The sequence below is a fragment of the Sphingobium sp. TomTYG74 genome (genome assembly GCF_055393875.1).
Map to the genome: position 1 here is coordinate 414,582 of NZ_AP027341.1, position 20,341 is coordinate 434,922.

The 20,341-nt window shown below is 61.2% G+C and carries 21 protein-coding genes; 20 read left to right on the forward strand and 1 reads right to left on the reverse strand.

Annotated features, from left to right (window positions below; translation table 11 throughout):
* Positions 1-174: 174 nt before the first annotated feature.
* From tkt to ACZ5TB_RS02255, 4 genes are all read left to right on the forward strand, one after another.
* Positions 175-2,142 (forward strand): transketolase, encoded by a 1,968-nt coding sequence (gene tkt / locus ACZ5TB_RS02240; protein WP_464791853.1) that lies wholly within the window; start codon positions 175-177, stop codon positions 2,140-2,142.
* 30 nt (positions 2,143-2,172) lie between these two features.
* A complete protein-coding gene (gap, locus tag ACZ5TB_RS02245; protein ID WP_449471538.1) occupies positions 2,173-3,183 on the forward strand; it encodes a type I glyceraldehyde-3-phosphate dehydrogenase in 1,011 nt (336 codons plus the stop codon).
* 138 nt (positions 3,184-3,321) lie between these two features.
* Positions 3,322-4,527 carry a phosphoglycerate kinase gene (locus ACZ5TB_RS02250; RefSeq protein WP_464791854.1) on the forward strand — a complete coding sequence of 402 codons (1,206 nt, stop codon included), beginning with the start codon at positions 3,322-3,324 and terminating at the stop codon, positions 4,525-4,527.
* 93 nt (positions 4,528-4,620) lie between these two features.
* The gene (locus tag ACZ5TB_RS02255) at positions 4,621-5,517 is read left to right on the forward strand and encodes a fructose bisphosphate aldolase (RefSeq protein WP_464792468.1); all 897 of its coding nucleotides are present in this window, start codon (positions 4,621-4,623) and stop codon (positions 5,515-5,517) included.
* Positions 5,518-5,583: 66 nt separating this feature from the next.
* Here ACZ5TB_RS02255 and ACZ5TB_RS02260 read toward each other — a convergent pair whose 3' ends face one another.
* Positions 5,584-6,300, reverse strand: a complete 717-nt coding sequence (locus ACZ5TB_RS02260; protein WP_464791855.1) for a DUF72 domain-containing protein — start codon at positions 6,298-6,300, stop codon at positions 5,584-5,586.
* Between the two features lie 74 nt (positions 6,301-6,374).
* On the opposite strand from ACZ5TB_RS02260, the gene thiE reads away from it, so the two are divergent.
* The 16 genes from thiE (at position 6,375) to nuoI (ending at position 20,323) form a co-directional block, all read left to right on the forward strand.
* On the forward strand, positions 6,375-7,091 hold the full coding sequence (thiE, locus tag ACZ5TB_RS02265; RefSeq protein ID WP_464791856.1) for a thiamine phosphate synthase: 717 nt from the start codon (positions 6,375-6,377) through the stop codon (positions 7,089-7,091).
* A gap of 64 nt (positions 7,092-7,155) precedes the next feature.
* On the forward strand, positions 7,156-8,253 hold the full coding sequence (locus ACZ5TB_RS02270; RefSeq protein WP_464791857.1) for a L,D-transpeptidase family protein: 1,098 nt from the start codon (positions 7,156-7,158) through the stop codon (positions 8,251-8,253).
* Positions 8,250-8,834: a M23 family metallopeptidase gene (locus tag ACZ5TB_RS02275; RefSeq protein WP_464791858.1), complete on the forward strand. Its 585-nt coding sequence runs from the start codon at positions 8,250-8,252 to the stop codon at positions 8,832-8,834. Before ACZ5TB_RS02270 ends, ACZ5TB_RS02275 begins: the two co-directional genes overlap by 4 nt.
* Positions 8,835-8,932: 98 nt before the next feature.
* The gene (gene efp, locus ACZ5TB_RS02280; RefSeq protein WP_196225729.1) at positions 8,933-9,496 is read left to right on the forward strand and encodes an elongation factor P; all 564 of its coding nucleotides are present in this window, start codon (positions 8,933-8,935) and stop codon (positions 9,494-9,496) included.
* A gap of 137 nt (positions 9,497-9,633) precedes the next feature.
* Positions 9,634-10,449, forward strand: coding sequence for an inositol monophosphatase family protein (locus ACZ5TB_RS02285; RefSeq protein WP_460987694.1), 816 nt, complete (start codon positions 9,634-9,636; stop codon positions 10,447-10,449).
* 126 nt (positions 10,450-10,575) lie between these two features.
* Complete coding sequence (locus ACZ5TB_RS02290) at positions 10,576-10,950, forward strand: NADH-quinone oxidoreductase subunit A (protein WP_097091191.1); 375 nt, start codon at positions 10,576-10,578, stop codon at positions 10,948-10,950.
* Positions 10,941-11,495 (forward strand): NuoB/complex I 20 kDa subunit family protein, encoded by a 555-nt coding sequence (locus ACZ5TB_RS02295; RefSeq protein ID WP_443020059.1) that lies wholly within the window; start codon positions 10,941-10,943, stop codon positions 11,493-11,495. Before ACZ5TB_RS02290 ends, ACZ5TB_RS02295 begins: the two co-directional genes overlap by 10 nt.
* A gap of 1 nt (position 11,496) precedes the next feature.
* Positions 11,497-12,408, forward strand: a complete 912-nt coding sequence (locus ACZ5TB_RS02300; protein WP_464791859.1) for an NADH-quinone oxidoreductase subunit C — start codon at positions 11,497-11,499, stop codon at positions 12,406-12,408.
* The gene (locus ACZ5TB_RS02305) at positions 12,408-13,643 is read left to right on the forward strand and encodes an NADH-quinone oxidoreductase subunit D (protein ID WP_464791860.1); all 1,236 of its coding nucleotides are present in this window, start codon (positions 12,408-12,410) and stop codon (positions 13,641-13,643) included. Before ACZ5TB_RS02300 ends, ACZ5TB_RS02305 begins: the two co-directional genes overlap by 1 nt.
* Positions 13,643-14,311, forward strand: coding sequence for an NADH-quinone oxidoreductase subunit NuoE (nuoE, locus tag ACZ5TB_RS02310; RefSeq protein WP_464791861.1), 669 nt, complete (start codon positions 13,643-13,645; stop codon positions 14,309-14,311). Before ACZ5TB_RS02305 ends, nuoE begins: the two co-directional genes overlap by 1 nt.
* Positions 14,312-14,420: 109 nt before the next feature.
* Entirely contained in the window at positions 14,421-15,731 is a 1,311-nt protein-coding gene (gene nuoF / locus ACZ5TB_RS02315) for an NADH-quinone oxidoreductase subunit NuoF (RefSeq protein WP_464791862.1), read from the forward strand.
* Complete coding sequence (locus ACZ5TB_RS02320) at positions 15,728-16,300, forward strand: hypothetical protein (RefSeq protein ID WP_464791863.1); 573 nt, start codon at positions 15,728-15,730, stop codon at positions 16,298-16,300. The genes nuoF and ACZ5TB_RS02320 overlap by 4 nt, the downstream gene beginning before the upstream one ends.
* The gene (gene nuoG / locus ACZ5TB_RS02325) at positions 16,293-18,299 is read left to right on the forward strand and encodes an NADH-quinone oxidoreductase subunit NuoG (RefSeq protein WP_464791864.1); all 2,007 of its coding nucleotides are present in this window, start codon (positions 16,293-16,295) and stop codon (positions 18,297-18,299) included. Before ACZ5TB_RS02320 ends, nuoG begins: the two co-directional genes overlap by 8 nt.
* Positions 18,296-19,339 (forward strand): NADH-quinone oxidoreductase subunit NuoH, encoded by a 1,044-nt coding sequence (gene nuoH / locus ACZ5TB_RS02330; protein WP_464791865.1) that lies wholly within the window; start codon positions 18,296-18,298, stop codon positions 19,337-19,339. The genes nuoG and nuoH overlap by 4 nt, the downstream gene beginning before the upstream one ends.
* 1 nt (position 19,340) lies before the next feature.
* On the forward strand, positions 19,341-19,844 hold the full coding sequence (locus ACZ5TB_RS02335) for a hypothetical protein (RefSeq protein WP_464791866.1): 504 nt from the start codon (positions 19,341-19,343) through the stop codon (positions 19,842-19,844).
* On the forward strand, positions 19,841-20,323 hold the full coding sequence (gene nuoI / locus ACZ5TB_RS02340; protein WP_464791867.1) for an NADH-quinone oxidoreductase subunit NuoI: 483 nt from the start codon (positions 19,841-19,843) through the stop codon (positions 20,321-20,323). The genes ACZ5TB_RS02335 and nuoI overlap by 4 nt, the downstream gene beginning before the upstream one ends.
* The last annotated feature ends 18 nt before the right edge of the window (positions 20,324-20,341 follow it).

The window sequence follows — 20,341 nt, forward strand, 5'->3', positions numbered from 1 at the left end:
GACCCACGCATAAACAAAGTTTTCGCCTTGCAAAAGCCGTGATTGGACGGCTTGGCGTCTCCCAAGGTCCTGCCACGGTTGACGCTTTGGGTGCAACGCGACAAAGGGGACCGGATTTCGATTCGTCGGCTCAGCAGGGGGCCGCTTAGTCAAGCAGGAAAGAAGCCAGCCTAGATGACCGTATCCGAAAAGTCGCTCGCCAGCGCCATCCGGGCGCTTTCCATGGACGCAGTGCAGGCGGCGAACAGCGGCCATCCGGGAATGCCGATGGGCATGGCAGACGTCGCGACGGTATTGTTCAAGGACTATATCAAGTTCGATCCGACCCAGCCCAAATGGGCCGACCGCGACCGCTTCGTGCTGTCGGCCGGTCATGGATCGATGCTGATCTACTCGCTGCTGCACCTGACCGGCTATGCGCGTCCGACCATCGAGGATATCCGTAATTTCCGTCAGCTGGGCAGCCCCTGCGCCGGTCATCCCGAGAATTTCGAGTTGGCGGGCGTCGAGGCGACCACCGGGCCGCTGGGTTCGGGCCTTGCCACCGCAGTCGGCATGGCGATTGCCGAGCGGCACCTTAATGCGCAGTTCGGCGACGATCTGGTCGATCACCGCACCTGGGTCATCGCGGGCGACGGGTGCCTGATGGAAGGCATCAACCATGAGGCGATCGGCCTTGCGGGGCATCTGAACCTGAGCCGCCTGATCGTGTTGTGGGACGATAACAAAATCACCATCGACGGCGCGGTTGACCTGTCGAGCAGCGAAGATGTGCGGGCGCGCTATGCTGCGACCGGCTGGCATGTCGTTTCGTGCGATGGCCATGACGTCGCCGATGTGCGCCGCGCCATTGATGAGGCTCTGGCCGATCCGCGCCCGTCGCTGGTCGCCTGCGCCACCAAGATCGGTTACGGCGCGCCCAACAAGGCGGGGACGTCGGGCGTCCACGGTTCGGCGCTGGGCGAGGCGGAAGTCGCCGCCGCGCGCGAGTTCCTCGGCTGGACGGCCGAGCCTTTCGTTATTCCTGAGGATATTGCCGCCGAGTGGCGCCGCATCGGTTCACAGGGCGCTGAGACGCGTTCTGTCTGGGAAGGCCGTCTGGCGGACAATGGTCAGAAAGCGGAATTTGAGCGCCGGATGGCTGGCGAGTTGCCCGCTGACTTCTCGCTCAATAGCTATATCGACACGTTGATCGCCAATCCGCAGAAGGTCGCGACGCGCCGGGCGAGCGAGCTTGCTCTGGGCGCAATCAACGACCTGCTGCCCGAAACGCTGGGCGGTTCGGCGGACCTTACGGGCTCCAACAACACCAAGACCAAGTCGACCGGGCCGCTGACCAAGGACGATTATTCCGGGCGCTATGTCTATTACGGCATTCGCGAGTTCGGCATGGCCTGCGCGATGAACGGCATGGCGCTGCATGGCGGCGTCATTCCCTATGGCGGCACCTTCCTTGTCTTTTCCGATTATATGCGTGGCGGCATCCGTCTGGCCGCGCTTCAGGAGCAGCGTGTCATCCATGTGCTGACGCATGACTCCATCGGCCTTGGCGAGGATGGTCCGACCCACCAGCCGATCGAACATGTCATGTCGTTGCGGATGATCCCGAACCTGGACGTTTATCGTCCGGCGGACATTGTCGAGACGGCGGAATGCTGGGAACTGGCGCTGAAGGACCAAAATGGTCCTTCGGTACTGGCGCTGACCCGCCAGAATCTGCCGCAGCTGCGGACGGAAAAGAGCGAAAATCTGTCGGCGAAGGGCGCCTATCGCCTGCGCGCCGCGACGGGCAGCCGCAAGGTGGTGCTGATCGCGACCGGTTCCGAGGTTGAGATCGCCGTTGCGACCGCCGACCTGCTCGAAGCGCAGGGCATCGGAGCGGACGTGGTGTCCATGCCGAGCTGGGCGCATTTCGACGCGCAGCCGCAGGCGTATAAGGATGATCTCCTTCCGCACCATGTGCTGCGTTGCTCGATTGAGGCAGGCACGACATTTGGCTGGGAACGCTATGTCGGCATCGCAGGCTTGCGTTTTGGCATCGACACATTCGGTGCTTCGGCTCCAGCAGAAGCGCTTTACGACCATTTCGGCCTGACCGCCGCCAAGATCGCGCCGCAGGTTGCGGCCGCGCTCGATCATTGAGAATAATTTACCAATCAGGAGGCTAGTGCAGTGGCAACGAAGGTAGCAATTAACGGTTTCGGACGTATCGGTCGGCTGGTGGCGCGCGCAATCCTGTCGCGCACCGACCATGATCTGGAACTGGTCAGCATCAACGATCTGGGCGATGCCAAGGCGAACGCCCTGCTGTTCAAGCGGGACTCGGTTCATGGCAATTGGGCTGGCGACGTCAGCGTCGATGGCGATGCGCTGATCATCAACGGCAAGCGCATTGCCGTCACCGCCGAGCGCGATCCCGCCAAGCTGCCGCACGCGGCGCAGGGTGTGGAAATCGCCCTGGAATGCACCGGCATCTTCGCGTCCAAGGAAAAGGCGAGCGCTCATCTGACCGCTGGCGCCAAGCGTGTCATCATTTCCGCCCCCGCGACCGGCGTCGACAAGACCATCGTGTTCGGCGTGAACCATGACGCGCTGGGCGCTGACGATATCGTCATCTCGAACGCCAGCTGCACCACCAACTGCCTGGCCCCGCTCGCCAAGGTCCTGCACGACGCCATCGGCATCGAAAAGGGCTTCATGACGACGATCCACAGCTACACAAACGACCAGAACACGCTGGATCAGCTGCACAGCGACATGCGCCGCGCCCGTGCCGCTGCGCTGTCGATGATCCCGACCACCACCGGCGCCGCGCGCGCCGTGGGCGAGGTTCTGCCTGAGCTGAAGGGCAAGCTGGACGGTTCGTCGGTGCGCGTGCCGACCCCGAACGTCTCGGTCGTTGACCTCAAGTTTATCGCCAAGCGCGGCACCACCAAGGATGAGGTCAATCAGCTGCTGAAGGCGGCTTCGGAAGCGGGGCCGCTCAAGGGTGTGCTGGGCTATTCGGACGAGCCGCTGGTGTCGATCGACTATAATGGCGATGCGCGTAGTTCGACCGTCGACAGCCTGGAAACTGCCGTTATCGACGGTAATCTGGTTCGCGTGCTTAGCTGGTACGACAATGAATGGGGTTTTTCGAACCGCATGATCGATACGACCGGCGTGGTGGCCGGGCTGCTGTAAGAGAAGCGGGGCGGGCCTTAAAAACCCGCCCTTTTTCGTGATTCCGGCGAAAGCTGGGATCTTGTTTATCAAGTCCCTGCCTGGAGGCATGAGATCCCAGCTTTCGCTGGGATGACGGGTAGGGCGGCTGGGAGCATCATGGTGGCCAAGCCCTTCAAGACGCTGGACGATATGGGCGACATCCGCGGTAAGACCGTGCTGGTGCGCGAAGATTTGAACGTGCCGATGCAGGACGGATCGGTGAGCGACGACACGCGCTTGCGGGCGGCGATGCCGACGATCCTGGAACTGGCGGATCGCGGCGCGAAGGTGCTGATCCTGGCGCATTTCGGACGGCCCAAGGGGCAGAAGAACCCGGAATATTCGCTGTCGAAGATCACGCGTCCGCTGACCCAGGTGCTGGGCCGCGATGTGCAGTTCATTCCCGATTGCTGCGGCGAAGCGGCGGTGGACGGCATCGCGGTGATGCGGCCGGGCGACATTTCGATCCTGGAGAATACCCGCTTCCATCCCGGCGAAGAGAAGAATGATCCGGCTCTCGTCGAAGCGATGGCGGCGATCGGCGATCTCTATGTGAACGACGCTTTCTCCGCCGCGCACCGTGCCCATGCCTCGACCGAGGGGCTGGCGCACAAGCTGCCTGCCTTCGCGGGCCGCTCGATGGAGAAGGAACTGGACGCGTTGCAGGCGGCGCTCGGCGAGCCGGTGAAGCCGGTCGCGGCGGTTGTGGGCGGAGCGAAGGTTTCGACCAAGCTCAACGTGCTCAACAACCTTGTCGCCAAGGTCGATCATTTGATCATCGGCGGCGGCATGGCCAACACCTTCCTTCACGCGCGCGGCGTCGATGTCGGCAAGTCGCTGTGCGAGAAGGATTTGGCGGAGACGGCCGAGGCGATCTTCGACAAGGCCGAGGCTGCGGGCTGCACCATCCACTTGCCCTATGATGTGGTGGTGGCGAAGGAATTTGCCGCCAATCCGCCTTCGGTGCGGACGTGCAATGTGCATGAGGTCGCGGCTGACGAGATGATCCTGGACGTGGGGCCTGCTGCTGTCGAGGCGCTGGGCGATGCACTCAAGAACTGCCGGACTTTGGTGTGGAACGGGCCGCTGGGCGCGTTCGAGATCGCGCCTTTCGACAAGGCGACGGTGGCACTGGCCAAGACGGCGGCGGCGCTGACCAAGGAAGGGCAGCTGACGTCCGTGGCGGGCGGCGGCGATACCGTGGCGGCGCTCAACCATGCGGGCGTGGCGGGCGACTTTACGTTCGTGTCCACGGCAGGGGGCGCCTTCCTCGAATGGATGGAAGGCAAGGACCTGCCGGGCGTCAGCGCATTGATGGTGTGAACTTCGGGCCGCCATCCCCAAAAATGGCGACCTTTTTCAAATTTCGAAGCCGCCGATGGGGCGGCGCAAACCCAACAGAGAAGGTATGTGCAGATGCTGGATCAGGACATGATGAACAAGATTGCGGGCGGCAACGGCTTTATCGCCGCGCTCGACCAGAGCGGTGGATCGACGCCCAAGGCGCTCAAAGGCTATGGCATCGAGGAAGGCGCTTGGTCGAACGATGAGGAGATGTTCGGCCTCATCCACGACATGCGCAGCCGCATCATCACCTCGCCCGCCTTTTCGGGTGAAAAGGTGATCGGCGCGATCCTGTTCGAGCGGACGATGGACGGGCAGGCGGGTGGCAAGTCCGTGCCGCAGGCGCTGATCGAGCGTGGCGTCGTGCCCTTCATCAAGATCGACAAGGGTCTGGAAGATGAGGCGAACGGCGTTCAGCTGATGAAGCCGATGCCGGAACTGGACGTGCTGCTTAAGCGCGCCAAGTCGCTGGGCGTGTTCGGCACCAAAGAGCGTTCGGTTATCAATCTCGCGAACCGCGAGGGCATCGCCGCGATCGTCAAGCAGCAGTTCGAAGTGGGCGCGCAGGTGCTGGCCGCAGGGCTGATGCCGATGCTGGAGCCGGAGATCAACATCAAAAGCCCCGAGCGCGCGGACGCCGACCAGATCCTGCTAGAGGAATTGCTCAAGGGTCTGGACGCGCTGCCGGAAGGCCAGAAGGTGATGCTGAAGCTGTCGCTCCCGGCAAAGGCTGGCCTGTTCGACGCGTTGGTCGACCATCCCAAGGTGCTGCGCGTCGTGGCGCTGTCGGGCGGCTTCTCACGCGCGGAAGCCTGCGTCGAACTGGCGAAGAACAAGGGCATTATCGCCAGCTTCAGCCGCGCGCTGCTGAACGACCTGCGCCACCAGATGAGCGAGGATGAGTTCAACGCGTCGCTGGGCCAGGCGATCGACGAAATCTACACCGCCTCGACCAAGAAGGCGGCGTGATGTGACATGAGGGCTGCTGGCGATATGCATCGGCGGCCCTCATTTGCCTGACGGGCTAATTCTTCTTCATCCGACCATGTCCTTGAGCGCCAAGGCGTCGTGGATGGCGTCGGCATTGATGTCATTGTTGAAATAGGCCCAGACCACGCGCCCCTGGCGAGCCTGATCGGTCATCCATCCAGCCCATTCGCGCAGATCATCTTCGGCATAGCGGCCCCAATATTTGCCTTGGCCGCCATGGAAGCGGACATAGGCGGCGCGGCCCGTCACCATCCGGGGGCTGGATGATCCGGCCATGTCATGAACGCAGAAGCTGGCGCCATGTCGGTCGAGCAATTCGTAGGTCGCGTCTTCATACCAGCTGCGGTGGCGGAACTCGAAGACGGGGACGATGTCGGCGGGTTGCAGCTTAAGGAAGCTTTCGAGCCGGTCGAGGTTGAAGGTGAGGCTGGGCGGCAATTGATAGAGAATGGGACCAAGCGTTGCGCCGAAATGGCGGAAGGACGCCATCATCCGCTCCATCGGTTCTTCACAGTTGGTGAGCTTCAGAGCCTGGGTGAGATAGCGGTTTGCCTTGACCGCATAGCAGAAGCCGCGCGGGGCCTGGTCCCGCCAGCCGTCGACGGTCTCCGGCTTGGGGAGGCGGTAGAAGCTGTTGTTGATTTCCACCGAGTCGAAATGGTCGGCGTAGAAGGCGAACCAGCGCTTCATCGCCAGTTTTTCCGGGTAGAAGGTGCCGCGCCAGTGGCGGTAGTTCCATCCTGAGCAGCCGATTCTGATCATGACAGGACAAGCCGCTGCGGCCGAACGAGGTTCCATTCTTTTCCTTGGATGCCGAAACGCGCTAAGGGCTGCGCATGACCGACTTTACCGATGAAGAGCTGGCGCTCGATCCGCATTTTGCCGACCAGTTCGACAAGGGTTTCCGCCCGCCCTGCCAGCTTTACCTCATATCACCGCCCGCGATCGACGAGGGTTTCGTGGCACAGCTGGCCGAGGCTTTGGACGGCGGCAAGGTGGCGGCGTTCCAGTTGCGGTTGAAGGGTATGGATGAGGACGCGATCGCCCGCGCGGCCGAGCCATTGCAGAAGCTGTGCGCGGAGCGGGAGGTTGCCTTCATTATCAACGACAGCATAGCGCTGGCCAAGCGGCTGGGCGCGGACGGCGTGCATTTGGGGCAGGGCGACGGCGATCCGCGAGAGGCGCGCAAGATATTGGGGCCAAAGGTACAGATCGGCGTCACCTGCCATGACAGCCGTCACCTTGCGATGGAAGCGGGCGAGGCTGGGGCGGACTATGTCGCGTTCGGCGCCTTCTATCCCACGACGACCAAGGAAACGGATCACCGGCCGGAGCCGTCGATCCTTGGCTGGTGGACGACCCTGTTCGAGCTGCCTTGCGTCGCGATCGGTGGGATTACGGCGGATAATGCCGCGCCGCTGGTCGAGGCGGGCGCCGACTTTCTGGCAGTGAGCAGCGCGGTGTGGGCGCATCAGGATGGGCCGCGCGCGGGTGTTGCGGCATTTTCGGCTGTGCTGGCCGGGGCCTTGAAGGGATCGCCCGAGGGGCATTGATCGAGGGAGGCAGCTTTCCTGAGCTTTGCGCGTTTCTCTCCCCGAACATCGGGAGAGTATCGCCTTGAAGACATATCTGCTCGCGCTCACGCTGCTCTGCTCGGCTTGCAAGGTTGCCGTCACCGACGCCAATGAAAGCGGGGCAATGGCTCCCGGAGATCAGAAGGAGGCAGTACAGGGTGCGGCGGTTAAGCCGGTCGGCGATCCTTATGCCTTTTCCATAGTGCCCGAGCCGGGCGGTGCGCCTGCTCGCGCGGATTCGATCTTGCAGGCGCAGGTGGCGCTTGACCGGGCGGGATTTTCTCCCGGCGTGCTGGATGGGAAGGAGGGGATGTCCTTCACCGCCGCATTAAAGGGTTTTCAGGAGGCGAAGGGCTTACCGGAAACCGGCAAATATGATGAGGCGACTGCGAAGGCGTTGCTGGGGGACAAGCCGTCGGCCGCTACTTGGCTGGTGACGATCCCTGAGGGCTTTGCGCGTGGTCCGTTCACCGCGATTCCCAAGGAATATTCCGATCAGGCGAAGCTGCCTGCGCTGGGTTATCGCAATTTGATCGAGAAGCTGGCCGAGCGATTTCATACCAAGCCCGAAGTGCTGGTGGCGTTGAATGCGCCCAATACAAAGCTTGGGCCGGGGGCTACGGTGCGGGTGCCAGCCGTGGGCAATCAGCCGGTGGCGCAGATCGAGGGCGATGAACGCGGCTGGGGCAATACGCTCGCTAGCCTGGCCGTCGCGAAGGATCAGCCGCAGGCCGATCATATCGTGGTCGACAAGTCCGACGGCGTGCTGCGCGTTTTTGACAAGGCCAATAAGCTCATCGCGCAATTCCCGGCGACCATGGGATCGGAACATGATCCGCTGCCGCTTGGCACCTGGGAGATCAAGGGCATCAGCCGGAATCCCGATTTTCATTATAATCCCGACCTGTTTTGGGATGCCGATGCGAAGGATGAGAAGGCGGTGTTGAAGCCGGGGCCTAATGGTCCGGTGGGCGTCGTTTGGATTGATCTATCCAAGCAGCATTATGGTATTCATGGCACGCCTGAACCGCAGACCATCGGCCGGACCGAAAGCCATGGCTGCATCCGGCTGACCAACTGGGATGCAGCAAGGCTGGCGCAGATGGTGAAGAGCGGGGTGAAGGCGGTGTTCCAGGGATGAGGAGGCCGGGGCGGCGAGGATTTTTGGGCATCATAGTTGTCGTCCTGCTGCTGCTCTTGTTCCTGAAAATGTGCGTGCGGATCGTTCCTGGGGACGGGCCGCAACAGCTGGTCCCGTCAGAACGTCCGGCTGCGGCGGAGGCTGGGTCGCTGCTGATCCCGGTTGAGGGTGTTCCGCCGACTGCGTTGACCGACACTTTCACGCAGGCGAGGGCAGGTGGCGCGCGGCCGCATGATGCGATCGACATCATGGCGGCGCGGGGGCGGGCTGTGCTGGCGGCTGCGGATGGGCGCATCGAGAAGCTGTTCACGAGCGTCGATGGTGGGCTGACCATTTATCAGCGGTCGGGCGACGGACGGCGGATCTATTATTACGCGCATCTGGATGGCTATGCGCGTGGGCTGGCGGAGGGTCAGAGCGTGCGGCGGGGGCAGAAGATCGCCACGGTCGGGAGTACGGGCAATGCCGATCCGGCAGCGCCGCATCTGCATTTTGCCGTTAACGAGATTGCGCCGGGCGAGCCATGGTACAGGGGCCGAGCGATCAATCCTTACCCTTTGCTGGCGCGGCCGATCCGATGAGCCTACTTGCCCTTCGCGGCGGCACGATGTAGAGGCGCGCCCAGCCTTTTAAACAGGTCGGCTCTTTTCACCTTCAGACATATAGGCAGGCTCTTCCCATGAAGATCAGCGGCGTCGAGATTCGTCCCGGCAACAATATCGAATATGACGGAAGCCTGTGGCGTGCCGTCAAGATCCAGCACACGCAGCCCGGCAAGGGCGGCGCCTATATGCAGGTGGAACTCAAAAACCTGATCGACGGACGCAAGAATAACGTCCGTTTCCGCTCGGCCGAGACGGTGGAGCGCATCCGGCTCGACACCAAGGATTTCCAGTATCTCTATGCCGAGGGCGACATGCTCGTCTTCATGGATACCGAGACCTATGAGCAGATTAACCTGCCGCAGGATCTGGTCGGCGAGGCTTCGGCCTTCCTGCAGGATGGCATGATGGTCATGCTGGAAATGTATGAAGAACGCCCGATTTCCGTGCAGCTGCCCGAAACGGTCGAAGCGACCGTGGTCGAGGCTGACGCTGTTGTGAAGGGGCAGACTGCTTCGGCAAGCTACAAGCCCGCGATCCTGGACAATGGCGTGCGCGTCATGGTGCCGCCGCATATCGTCACCGGAACGCGCATCATCGTTGATGTGTATGAGCGGGAATATGTGAAGCGGGCGGATTGAACTGCTAATTCTTCCCTCTCTCCTTCAGGGGAGAGGGTGCCGAGCGCAGCGAAGGCGGGAGAGGGGCCGCAGCTGAGCATATGTTGTTCCCCTCTCCCCGACCCTCTCCCCTGAAGGGGAGAGGGGGAGTATTGTTTATGGTATCCCATTCCGGCCTTCTCACCGTCATGGAACGCGCCGCGCGCAAGGCTGGCGCGAAGCTGCGTCGTGACTTTGGCGAAGTCGAGCATCTGCAAGTGTCGCGCAAGGGACCGGCGGACTTTGTGTCCAAGGCCGATCAGCAGGCGGAGCGCACTTTGGTCGAAGAGCTGCAAAAGGCGCGGCCCGATTGGGGGTTCCTGCTGGAAGAAGGTGGGGTGATCGAGGGTGATCCCAACAAGCCGCGATGGATCATCGATCCGCTCGACGGCACCAGCAACTTTCTCCACGGTATCCCGCACTTTGCGATCTCTATCGCTGTAGAAGAGCCGCTTTATGGCGGCAACAAGCGGGAAGTGACGACCGGCCTTATCTACCAGCCGGCGACTGACGAAAGCTATTGGGCGGAAAAGAGCAGGGGCGCGTGGCGCCATGACCAGCGTTTGCGGGTGTCGGCCCGCCGCGATCTGGGCGATTGCCTGATCGCGACCGGCATTCCCTTCATGGGCCATGGCGACATGGCGCAGTGGACTCGCATCTTCGGCGCGGTCGCGCCCTCCGTCGCGGGAATCCGTCGCTTCGGTGCGGCTTCGCTTGATTTGGCGCATGTGGCGTCCGGCCGTTATGACGGCTTCTGGGAAAGCGGTCTTCAGCCCTGGGACGTTGCGGCTGGATTGCTGCTGGTGCGTGAGGCGGGTGGGTTCGCCACCGATTTCAGGGGCGGCGATCAGCCGATCGAGCGCCGCGAAGTGATCGCGGGCAATGATGCCATCCACAGCAAATTGCACAAGCTTGTGGCTGGTGCGCTGCGCTGAGGCGGGCATTTGTTTCTGCGTAAGAGAAGCAGACTGTTGCGAATCATTCTCACGCCTCGGGGCCTTGCTTCGCTTATGCGGCAGGCCTAAAGCGCGCCAATAGTCATTTTCGCCCAGGGGATTCCGTTGGTCGATCTAGCCCAATATCTGCCGATCCTTATTTTTCTCGGGATCGCATTGCTGCTTTCCGGGGCATTCGTGTTCCTGCCGATGCTTGTCGGCCGCCTGACCGGCGCGCATCAGCCTGACCCGGCGAAGCTGTCGGAATATGAGTGTGGTTTTCCAGCGTTCGAAGAACCGCGCAGTCAGTTCGACGTGCGCTTCTATCTGGTCGCGATCCTCTTCATCATCTTCGATCTGGAAGCCGCCTTCCTCTATCCCTGGGCGGTCAGCCTGGACCAGATCGGATGGGCCGGATGGGCGACGATGATGATCTTTATAGCGGAGCTGGTGCTGGGCCTCGTTTATGCGTGGAAGAAGGGAGCCCTAGATTGGGAGTAGAACTGACCAGTCCCGCGCCCGGCACGATGCCGCCCGCAGGGACACAGCCCGACCAGAATTTCTTCAACGCGCTGAACAGTGAAGTCAGTGACAAGGGGTTCCTCGTCACATCGACGGAGGATCTGTTCCAGTGGGCTCGCACGGGTTCGCTGTGGTGGATGACCTTTGGCCTTGCCTGCTGCGCGGTGGAGATGATCCACGTCAACATGCCGCGTTATGACATGGAGCGGTTCGGGGCTGCGCCGCGTGCCTCACCGCGCCAGTCGGACGTGATGATCGTTGCGGGAACGCTGTGCAACAAGATGGCTCCGGCGTTGCGCAAGGTTTACGACCAGATGTCCAATCCGAAATATGTGATTTCGATGGGCAGCTGCGCGAATGGCGGGGGATATTATCACTACAGCTATTCGGTAGTGCGAGGCTGTGACCGGATCGTGCCGGTCGATATCTATGTGCCGGGCTGCCCGCCGACTGCCGAAGCGCTGCTTTATGGCGTGATGCAGTTGCAACGGAAGATCCGCCGGATCGGGACGATTGAGCGCTGATATGGGTCATTCTGCACCGAAGATCGTGAACCCGGAAGGGCTCGCGGAGAAGATCGCCGGGCTGCTGGGTCCGATGCTGATCGAAGCGGTTGATCATGCTGATGAGCTGAGCTTCACCGTCGTGCGCGATCGGCTGGCCGAGGCGCTGGATGTGCTGCGCGTTCAGGGCGAATATCAGCAGTTGATGGAGATTGCGGGCGTCGATTATCCGGAGCGAGCCGAGCGGTTCGAGGTCTGCTATCATCTGCTGTCGGTCACGCGGAACCATCGCGTCCGCGTCAAGGTATCGACCGACGAGGATAAGCCGGTTCCCACCGTCACGCACATCTGGCCTGTTGCAGGCTGGCTGGAGCGTGAGGTGTTCGACATGTACGGCGTGATCTTCGAGGGCAATGCTGACTTGCGTCGCATCCTGACGGATTATGGGTTCAAGGGGCATCCGCTGCGCAAGGACTTCCCGCTGACCGGCTATGTCGAGATGTGGTATTCCGAGGAAGACAAGCGCGTCGTCTACAAGCCGGTGCAGCTGGCCCAGGATTTCCGTCAGTTCGACTTCATGAGCCCGTGGGAAGGCGCGCAATATGTGCTGCCGGGCGATGAGAAGGCGCCGCAGGCTCCGGGTGCGCCGTCGCCTGTCGCTGCTCCACCGCCGCCGCCTGCTGCGCCCAAGGGCGAGCCCGCTGGCGCGACGCCCAAGGTGACGGAAAAGAAGGAAGATACCGGCGCGGGCGAAGCTGCGAACACGGAAGCCGCCAAGGCGACCGATGAGAAGCCGCTTGCCAACGACGCGCAGACGACGCCGGTGCGCCGGTCCCGTGCCGCGAAGGCCGAAACGGGCGAGGTGGACACTGCGAAGCCGAAACGTACGCGCAGGCCGAAAACTCCCGCCAAGGATGAGGGGGATGACGCCTGATGTCCACCTATCTCGAAGAACTCGAGCACAAGACCAGCCCGGAAGATCCGACGCTGGGCGATACCGAGATCCAGAATTACACGATTAATTTCGGCCCCCAGCACCCCGCTGCGCACGGTGTGCTGCGCCTTGTCATGGAACTGGACGGCGAAATCGTGGAGCGGTGCGATCCGCATGTCGGGCTGCTCCACCGCGGCACCGAAAAGCTGATCGAGTACAAGACCTATCTTCAGGCGCTGCCCTATTTCGACCGGCTCGATTATTGCTCGCCAATGGGGATGGAGCACAGCTATGTGCTGGCGGTCGAAAAGCTGCTGAATCTGGAAGTGCCGCTGCGCGCGCAATATCTGCGCGTGTTCTTCGCGGAGCTGACCCGCATCAAGAACCACATGCTGAACCTCGGTTCGCACGTCATGGACGTGGGTGCGATGACGCCGAATCTGTGGCTGTTCGAGCTGCGCGAAGACTGCATGAACTTCTATGAGCGGGCGTCGGGCGCGCGCATGCACGCGGCCTATTTCCGGCCGGGCGGTGTGCATCAGGATGTGCCGCTGAAGCTGCTCACTGATATTGCCGACTGGCTCGACACGCGCCTGCCGCGCCTGTTCGAGGACGCGATTTCGCTGGTCGCGGACAACCGCATCTTCAAGCAGCGTAACGTCGATATTGCCGTGGTGAGCAAGGAAGACGCGCTGAAATGGGGCTTTTCCGGCCCGATGCTGCGCGGTTCGGGCATTGCCTGGGACATCCGCAAATCGCAGCCCTATGACGTCTATGACCGCATGGACTTCGACATTCCGGTGGGCACCAATTTCGACTGCTATGACCGCTTCATGGTCCGGGTCGAGGAAGTGCGCCAGTCCGCGCGCATCATGAAGCAGTGCCTGAGCGAAATGCCGGAAGGTCCTGTGCTTTCGCTTGATCGCAAGGTCGCGCCGCCGCGTCGTGGCGAGATGAAGCGATCAATGGAAGCGCTGATCCACCACTTCAAGCTTTACACCGAAGGCTTCCACGTTCCGGCGGGCGAAGTCTATGTGGCGACCGAAAGCCCCAAGGGTGAGTTTGGCGTCTATCTGGTGAGCGACGGGACGAACTCGCCCTATCGCTGCAAGATACGTCCGACTGCCTTCTCGCACCTGCAGGCGATGGATTTCATGATGAAGGGCCACATGCTGGCCGACACCACCGCCGTCCTTGGCGCGATGGACATCGTGTTCGGAGAATGTGACCGCTAATGGCTGACGCAGTTCATACCCCTGACGAAGCGGAAACGCGCGCCCGTTGGGGCAATTTCGCGTGGACGGCCGACAATGCCGAGCAGGCGAAGAAGGTCATCGCACGCTATCCCGCCGGGCGTCAGCAGTCGGCGGTGATGCCGCTGCTCGACCTTGCCCAGCGTCAGGTTGGGGCAGAAACGCAGACCAATGGCTGGCTGCCGGTGCCGGTGATGGAATATATCGCTGACCAGCTCGAAATGCCGTACATGCGGGTTTACGAGGTCGCGACCTTCTACACCATGTACAATCTGGGGCCTGTCGGCCGCTATCATGTGCAGGTTTGTGGTACGACGCCGTGCATGCTGCGTGGGTCGGATGATGTGTTTTCTGCCTGCAAGAATAAGGGTCTGGTCAAGGGTGGGACGACGCCCGACGGCCTGTTCACGCTGATCGAGGTCGAGTGTCTCGGCGCCTGCGCCAACGCGCCGATGGTCCAGATCAACGACGATAATTTCGAAGATTTGACCTATGACAGCATGAGCGCGATCCTGGATGATCTCGCTGCTGGCAAAAGCCCCAAGATCGGGCCGCAGATTGAGCGTCAGACGAGCTGTCCGGAGGGCGGGCCGACCACGCTCAAGGAAATGGTTTCGGAAAATCACGATTATCGGGGGAAGTGGGCGTAATGGCTTATCCCTATTCCGTCACCCCAGCGGAAGCTGGGGTCTCCATCCTCAGCGCGCTCATGCCTGAGATGCCAGTTTTCGCTGGCATGACGAATGCTGGAGGCCGCGCATGAGCGACGTCATCGCACCCCTTGCCGACAAGGACCGCATCTTCACCAACGTCTATGGCTTCCAGGATTGGGGCATCGAGGCGGCGATGAAGCGCGGCGATTGGGACAATACCAAGAAGCTGATGGAAATCGGCCAGGACGATATCATCGAGCGCATCAAGGCGTCGGGCCTGCGCGGCCGTGGTGGCGCGGGCTTTCCGACCGGTATGAAGTGGAGCTTCATGCCGAAGGAAAGCAAGGATGGCCGTCCGAGCTTCCTCGTCATCAACGCGGATGAATCCGAGCCGGGTTCGTGCAAGGATCGCGAGATCATTCGCCACGATCCGCACAAGCTGATCGAAGGTGCGCTGATCGCCGGTTTCGCGATGCGGGCGCGCGCGGCCTATATCTACATTCGCGGCGAGTTCATCTATGAAGCGAAGGTGCTCTTTGCCGCTGTAGAACAGGCCTATGAAAAGGGCTTCCTCGGCAAGAACGCATGCGGCTCTGGTTATGATTTCGACGTCTTCGTCCATCGCGGCGCGGGAGCCTATATCTGCGGTGAGGAAACCGCGCAGATTGAAAGCCTGGAAGGCAAGAAAGGCCAGCCGCGCCTCAAGCCGCCTTTCCCGGCAGGAGCTGGCCTTTATGGCTGCCCGACGACGGTGAACAATGTGGAATCGATCGCGGTTTCGCCGACGATCCTGCGCCGTGGGTCCGAATGGTTTTCCAGTTTCGGCCGCGAAGGGAACAAGGGCACCAAGCTGTTCCAGATCAGCGGCCATGTGAACAAGCCCTGCGTTGTCGAAGAGTCGATGGGCATCAGCTTCAAGGAGCTGATCGATCGGCATTGCGGCGGCATTCGTGGCGGATGGGACAATCTGCTGGCAGTGATTCCTGGCGGTTCTTCGGTGCCGCTGGTTCCGGCCGCGCAGATCATGGACGCGCCGATGGATTTTGATGGGTTGAAGGCAGTTGGCTCCGGTCTTGGCACGGCTGCGGTCATCGTCATGGACAAGTCGACCGACATCGTCCGCGCTATTTCGCGTCTCTCTTACTTCTACAAGCATGAGAGCTGCGGCCAGTGCACGCCCTGCCGTGAAGGTACTGGCTGGATGTGGCGCGTGATGGAGCGTTTGCGCTCGGGTGAGGCGGATATCGGCGAGATCGACATGCTGCAGCAGGTCACCAAGCAGGTCGAAGGCCACACCATCTGCGCGCTCGGCGACGCGGCGGCTTGGCCGATCCAGGGCCTGATCCGGCACTTCCGTCCCGAGATCGAGCGGCGGATCAACGAACGCGGCGCACCTGTGATGGAGGCTGCGGAGTGAGATCGCGATTTATTCTTGCTTTGGCATTGGGTGCGTCATGCTTCTTCGCGATCCCCGCTCAGGCGAAAGTTGGTGATCCATCCTGGAGCGCATGTGCCTGGGAAAAGGCTCCTGTTTCTGCAAACAATTGGATAGCGATGCCGCCGCCTGTCTGGAGCACTGATACGCAAGCGCCAAGCGCGGCGTTAGCGCTCCGTCTCGTGGCGGTTTGCGCAACAGAAGCTGCAAACGAGTTAAGGCCTAACAGGGACTTTAATTGGAAGCAGATGGCGGCTGCTCTGAGGCGCGCGAAGACTGCAACGCCCTCCGCATCTGACGTGAATGCTCTGGTTGTCAAAATGTGCCGGAACTATTTAACGAAAGATGGCGGAACTGAGCTCTTTCGGATTGATGTTGTTCGGGAGGATGCTGGCGAGCGGTTTCTAGTGTTTCAGCAGCATTTTGTCTCTTTTGAAGGTAAAGCCATAAAATTGCCGCAAGATCTCCGCTCGGTTCCCGATGCAGATGACGGCAAGTTGAGCGTCGACTGCAAAATCATATCTAGCGATGGAAGCCTCATCGATGCCTAAAGTCAGAGTTGACGGCGTAGAACTGGAAGTCCCGGCGGGCGCGACGGTCCTGCAGGCTTGCGAGATGGCGGGGAAGGAAATCCCGCGCTTCTGCTATCATGAGCGGCTGAGCATCGCGGGCAATTGTCGCATGTGCCTAGTCGAGGTGAAGCCCGGGCCGCCCAAGCCGCAGGCGTCGTGTGCGCTTCCTGCTGCGGACAATCAGGAAATCTTCACCCAGACCGAGATGGTGAAGAAGGCGCGCGAAGGGGTGATGGAGTTCCTCCTCATCAACCATCCGCTCGACTGCCCGATCTGTGACCAAGGCGGTGAGTGCGACCTTCAGGATCAGTCGATCGCCTATGGCCGTGGCGGCAGCCGCTTTGAGGAGAATAAGCGCGCCGTCACTGAGAAATATATGGGGCCGATCGTAAAGACGGTCATGACCCGCTGTATCCAGTGCACCCGCTGCGTGCGCTTTGCAGAAGAAGTTGCGGGGGTGCCGGAAATCGGCGCCATTTATCGCGGCGAAAATATGCAGATCACCACCTATCTCGAGCATGCCGCGAAGAGCGAGCTGTCGGGCAATGTGGTCGATCTCTGCCCGGTGGGCGCTCTGACGTCGAAGCCCTATGCGTTTGAGGCGCGTCCGTGGGAGTTGCGCAAGACTCCGGCGATCGACGTGATGGATGCGGTCGGCACCAATATCCGCCTGGACAGCCGTGGCCGTCAGGTGCTGCGCGCGGTGCCGCGCATCAATGATGATGTGAACGAGGAGTGGGCGAGCGACAAGACCCGGCACAATGTCGATGGTCTGGTGCGCAAGCGGCTGGACAAGCCTTTCGTGCGGAAGGACGGCAAGCTGGTTGCCGCCACGTGGGAAGAAGCGTTCAAGGCGATCGCCGCTGTCCAGCATGGCGGCAGCGTCGCGGCGCTGGCCGGAGACCTGCTCGATTGCGAAACCATGTTCGCGGGCAAGGTGCTGGTCGAGAAGCTGGGCGGTTCGATGCTCGAAGGGCGTCAGACGGGTCTGGCCTATGATGTATCGAGCCTGTCGGCGGTGAACTTTAACACGACGCTGAACGGCATCGAGACGGCGGACGTGATTCTGCTGGTCGGCACCAATTTGCGCTGGGAAGCGCCGCTGGTGAACACCCGCATTCGCAAGGCGATCAAGAGGGGTGCGAAGGTATTTGCGCTCGGCCCGCAAGTCGATCTTACCTATAAGGTCGAGTGGCTGGGTAATGATGCCTCGCTGCTGAGCAAGCTGCCGCAAGCTGTCGTCGAGGCGTTCGGCAAGGCTGCGCGTCCGGCGATGATCGTTGGTGGTGGCGTGCTGGCGAAGGACGGCGCGCATGGCGATACGCTGGCGCTGGTCGAGACGCTGGGCCTGATCAAGGACGGCTGGAACGGCTATAATGTCCTGCATTTCGCCGCGGCGCGGATGGGCGGGTTGATGCTCGGCTATGCGACGCAGGGTGGGGTCAAGGCTGTGGCTGCGGCCAAACCGAAGCTGCTCTTCTCGCTGGGTGCGGACGAGGTCGATTATTCGGCCTTTGACGACAGCTTCAAGGTTTATGTCGGCCACCATGGCGACAAGGGCGCGCATGCGGCGGACGTGATCCTGCCGGGCGCGAGCTATGCCGAGAAGGCGGGGACCTACGTCAATCTGGAAGGCCGGGTGCAGCGCGGTGAAAAGGCCGTGTTCGCGCCGGGTGATGCACGTGAGGACTGGTCGATCCTGCGCGCTCTTTCGGAAGTTCTGGGCGCGACTTTGCCGTTCGACAGCTTCGATGCGCTGCGGGCGGAAATGGCCAAGGCGGTTCCGGCGCTGGGCGTCGAGGGCCTCGCCGATTATGGCTGGTCCGTACCGTCGCTGCCGACCGGGGCCAGCGGTGAGTTTGGCTCGCCGATCAAGGATTTCTACCTGACCAACGCCATCTGCCGCGCCAGCCCGACGATGCAGCAATGCTCGGCCGAGCTGATCCATGGGACGAGCTTCGCGGAGGCCGCAGAGTGACCGCTTTCTTCCAAAATCTGGGCATGCCCTTTAACGGCGCGTGGCTGCTGTCCACTGTCATCGGCATATTAGTGATTGCCCTGCCGCTGATGCTGGCGGTGGCGATGATCATCTATGCGGATCGCAAGATTTGGGCGGCGATGGCGCTGCGCCGGGGGCCGAACGTCGTGGGTCCCTTCGGCCTGCTCCAGTCCTTTGCGGACGGGGCTAAGGTGTTCCTGCAGGAAACCATCATTCCTTCGGCCGCCAATCGCGCGCTGTTCCTGATCGCGCCGATCATTACTTTCACGGTGGCCTTGATTGCCTGGGCGGTGATCCCGTTCCAGGCGGGCGTGGTGCTGGCCAACATCAATGTCGGCCTGCTCTATATTCTCGCGATCAGTTCGCTGGGCGTCTATGGCATCGTGCTCGCGGGTTGGGCGTCCAACTCCAAATATCCCTTCTACTCCGCGATCCGCGCGAGCGCGCAGATGATCAGCTATGAGGTGTCGATCGGCTTCATCCTGGTTTGCGTGGTGCTGTGGGCGGGTAGCTTCAACCTGACCACGATCGTGGAAAGCCAGCGCGGCTATTATGGCTTCATCAACGGCCATGCGTTCAATCCGCTGCTGTTCCCGATGGCGATCATGTTCCTGATATCGGCCATGGCGGAAACGGGCCGTGCCCCGTTCGACCTGACCGAAGCCGAAAGCGAGCTGGTCGCGGGCTATCAGACCGAATATTCGTCCATGTCGTTTGCGCTCTATTGGCTCGGCGAATATGCGAACGTGCTGCTGATGTGCGCGCTGAACGCGATCCTGTTCTGGGGTGGTTATCTGCCCCCGATCGATTGGGCGCCGCTTTATTATGTGCCCGGGATCATCTGGCTGTTTGCCAAGATCCTGTTCTTCTTCTTCGTCTTCTCCTGGGTGAAGGCGACGGTGCCCCGCTACCGCTATGATCAGCTGATGCGGTTGGGCTGGAAGGTATTCCTGCCGACGTCGCTGTTGTTTGTGTTCCTGGTATCGGGCTTCTTGATGCTGACGAGGTATGGGGCGTAAGATGAAGTTTCGCACCCTTTCAATTTTGGTGCTGGCTCTAATGTCCCAGCCTGCTGCTGCGGCTATACCGGAGAAAGCGGGTCAGGGCTTCAGTTGCAGCTTTCAAACCGGATTGACGACCTTTGAGAAGCTTACGTTATGGTATGGCCAGATGGGTCGAACCAATGTCAAAACGCCCCAATTCGTAGATACGGGTAAGCTGTTTGTCCGTGGCGGTATGGCCGAAGGCAACCGGATGACTTTTTGGGTGTCAGATGAATGGCCGGACAAATTCACTGTGAATTACTTCGATCCAAGCAGTAAGGGCGGCCCGCCAGCTGCGCTTTTGAGCATCTTTAGCCGCTCCAACGATGGCAAACTCGTTCTCGCTGATATTAGTCATTTCGATTCAAAGGCCGAAAGCTCGCAGGACGGGAAGATCATGGCTCTCCGCACCTTTCGGGGTCTCTGCGAGGTGATGCTCGACGTGACGCTCTCCGCTTTCACGAATGGTACGCAAAAATGATCGGCTATTATGTCAAATCCTTCACCCTCTGGGAATTTGTGAAGGCGCACGCCCTGACCTTGAAATATTTCTTCAAGCCCAAGGCGACGATCAACTACCCCTATGAGAAGAACCCGATTTCGCCGCGGTTCCGGGGCGAGCATGCGTTGCGCCGCTATCCCAATGGGGAGGAACGCTGCATCGCGTGCAAGCTGTGCGAGGCGGTGTGCCCGGCTCAGGCGATCACGATCGAGGCGCAACCACGTGACGATGGCAGCCGCCGCACGACGCGCTACGACATTGACATGACGAAGTGCATCTATTGCGGCTTCTGTCAGGAAGCCTGCCCGGTGGATGCCATCGTAGAAGGCCCGAACTTCGAGTTTTCAACGGAAACTCGCGAGGAGCTCATCTACGACAAGGCGAAGCTTCTTGAAAATGGCGACAAATGGGAACGCGCGCTCGCCGCGAACCTTGCCGCCGACGCACCCTATCGTTAAGCCGCGACCCGATCGAAG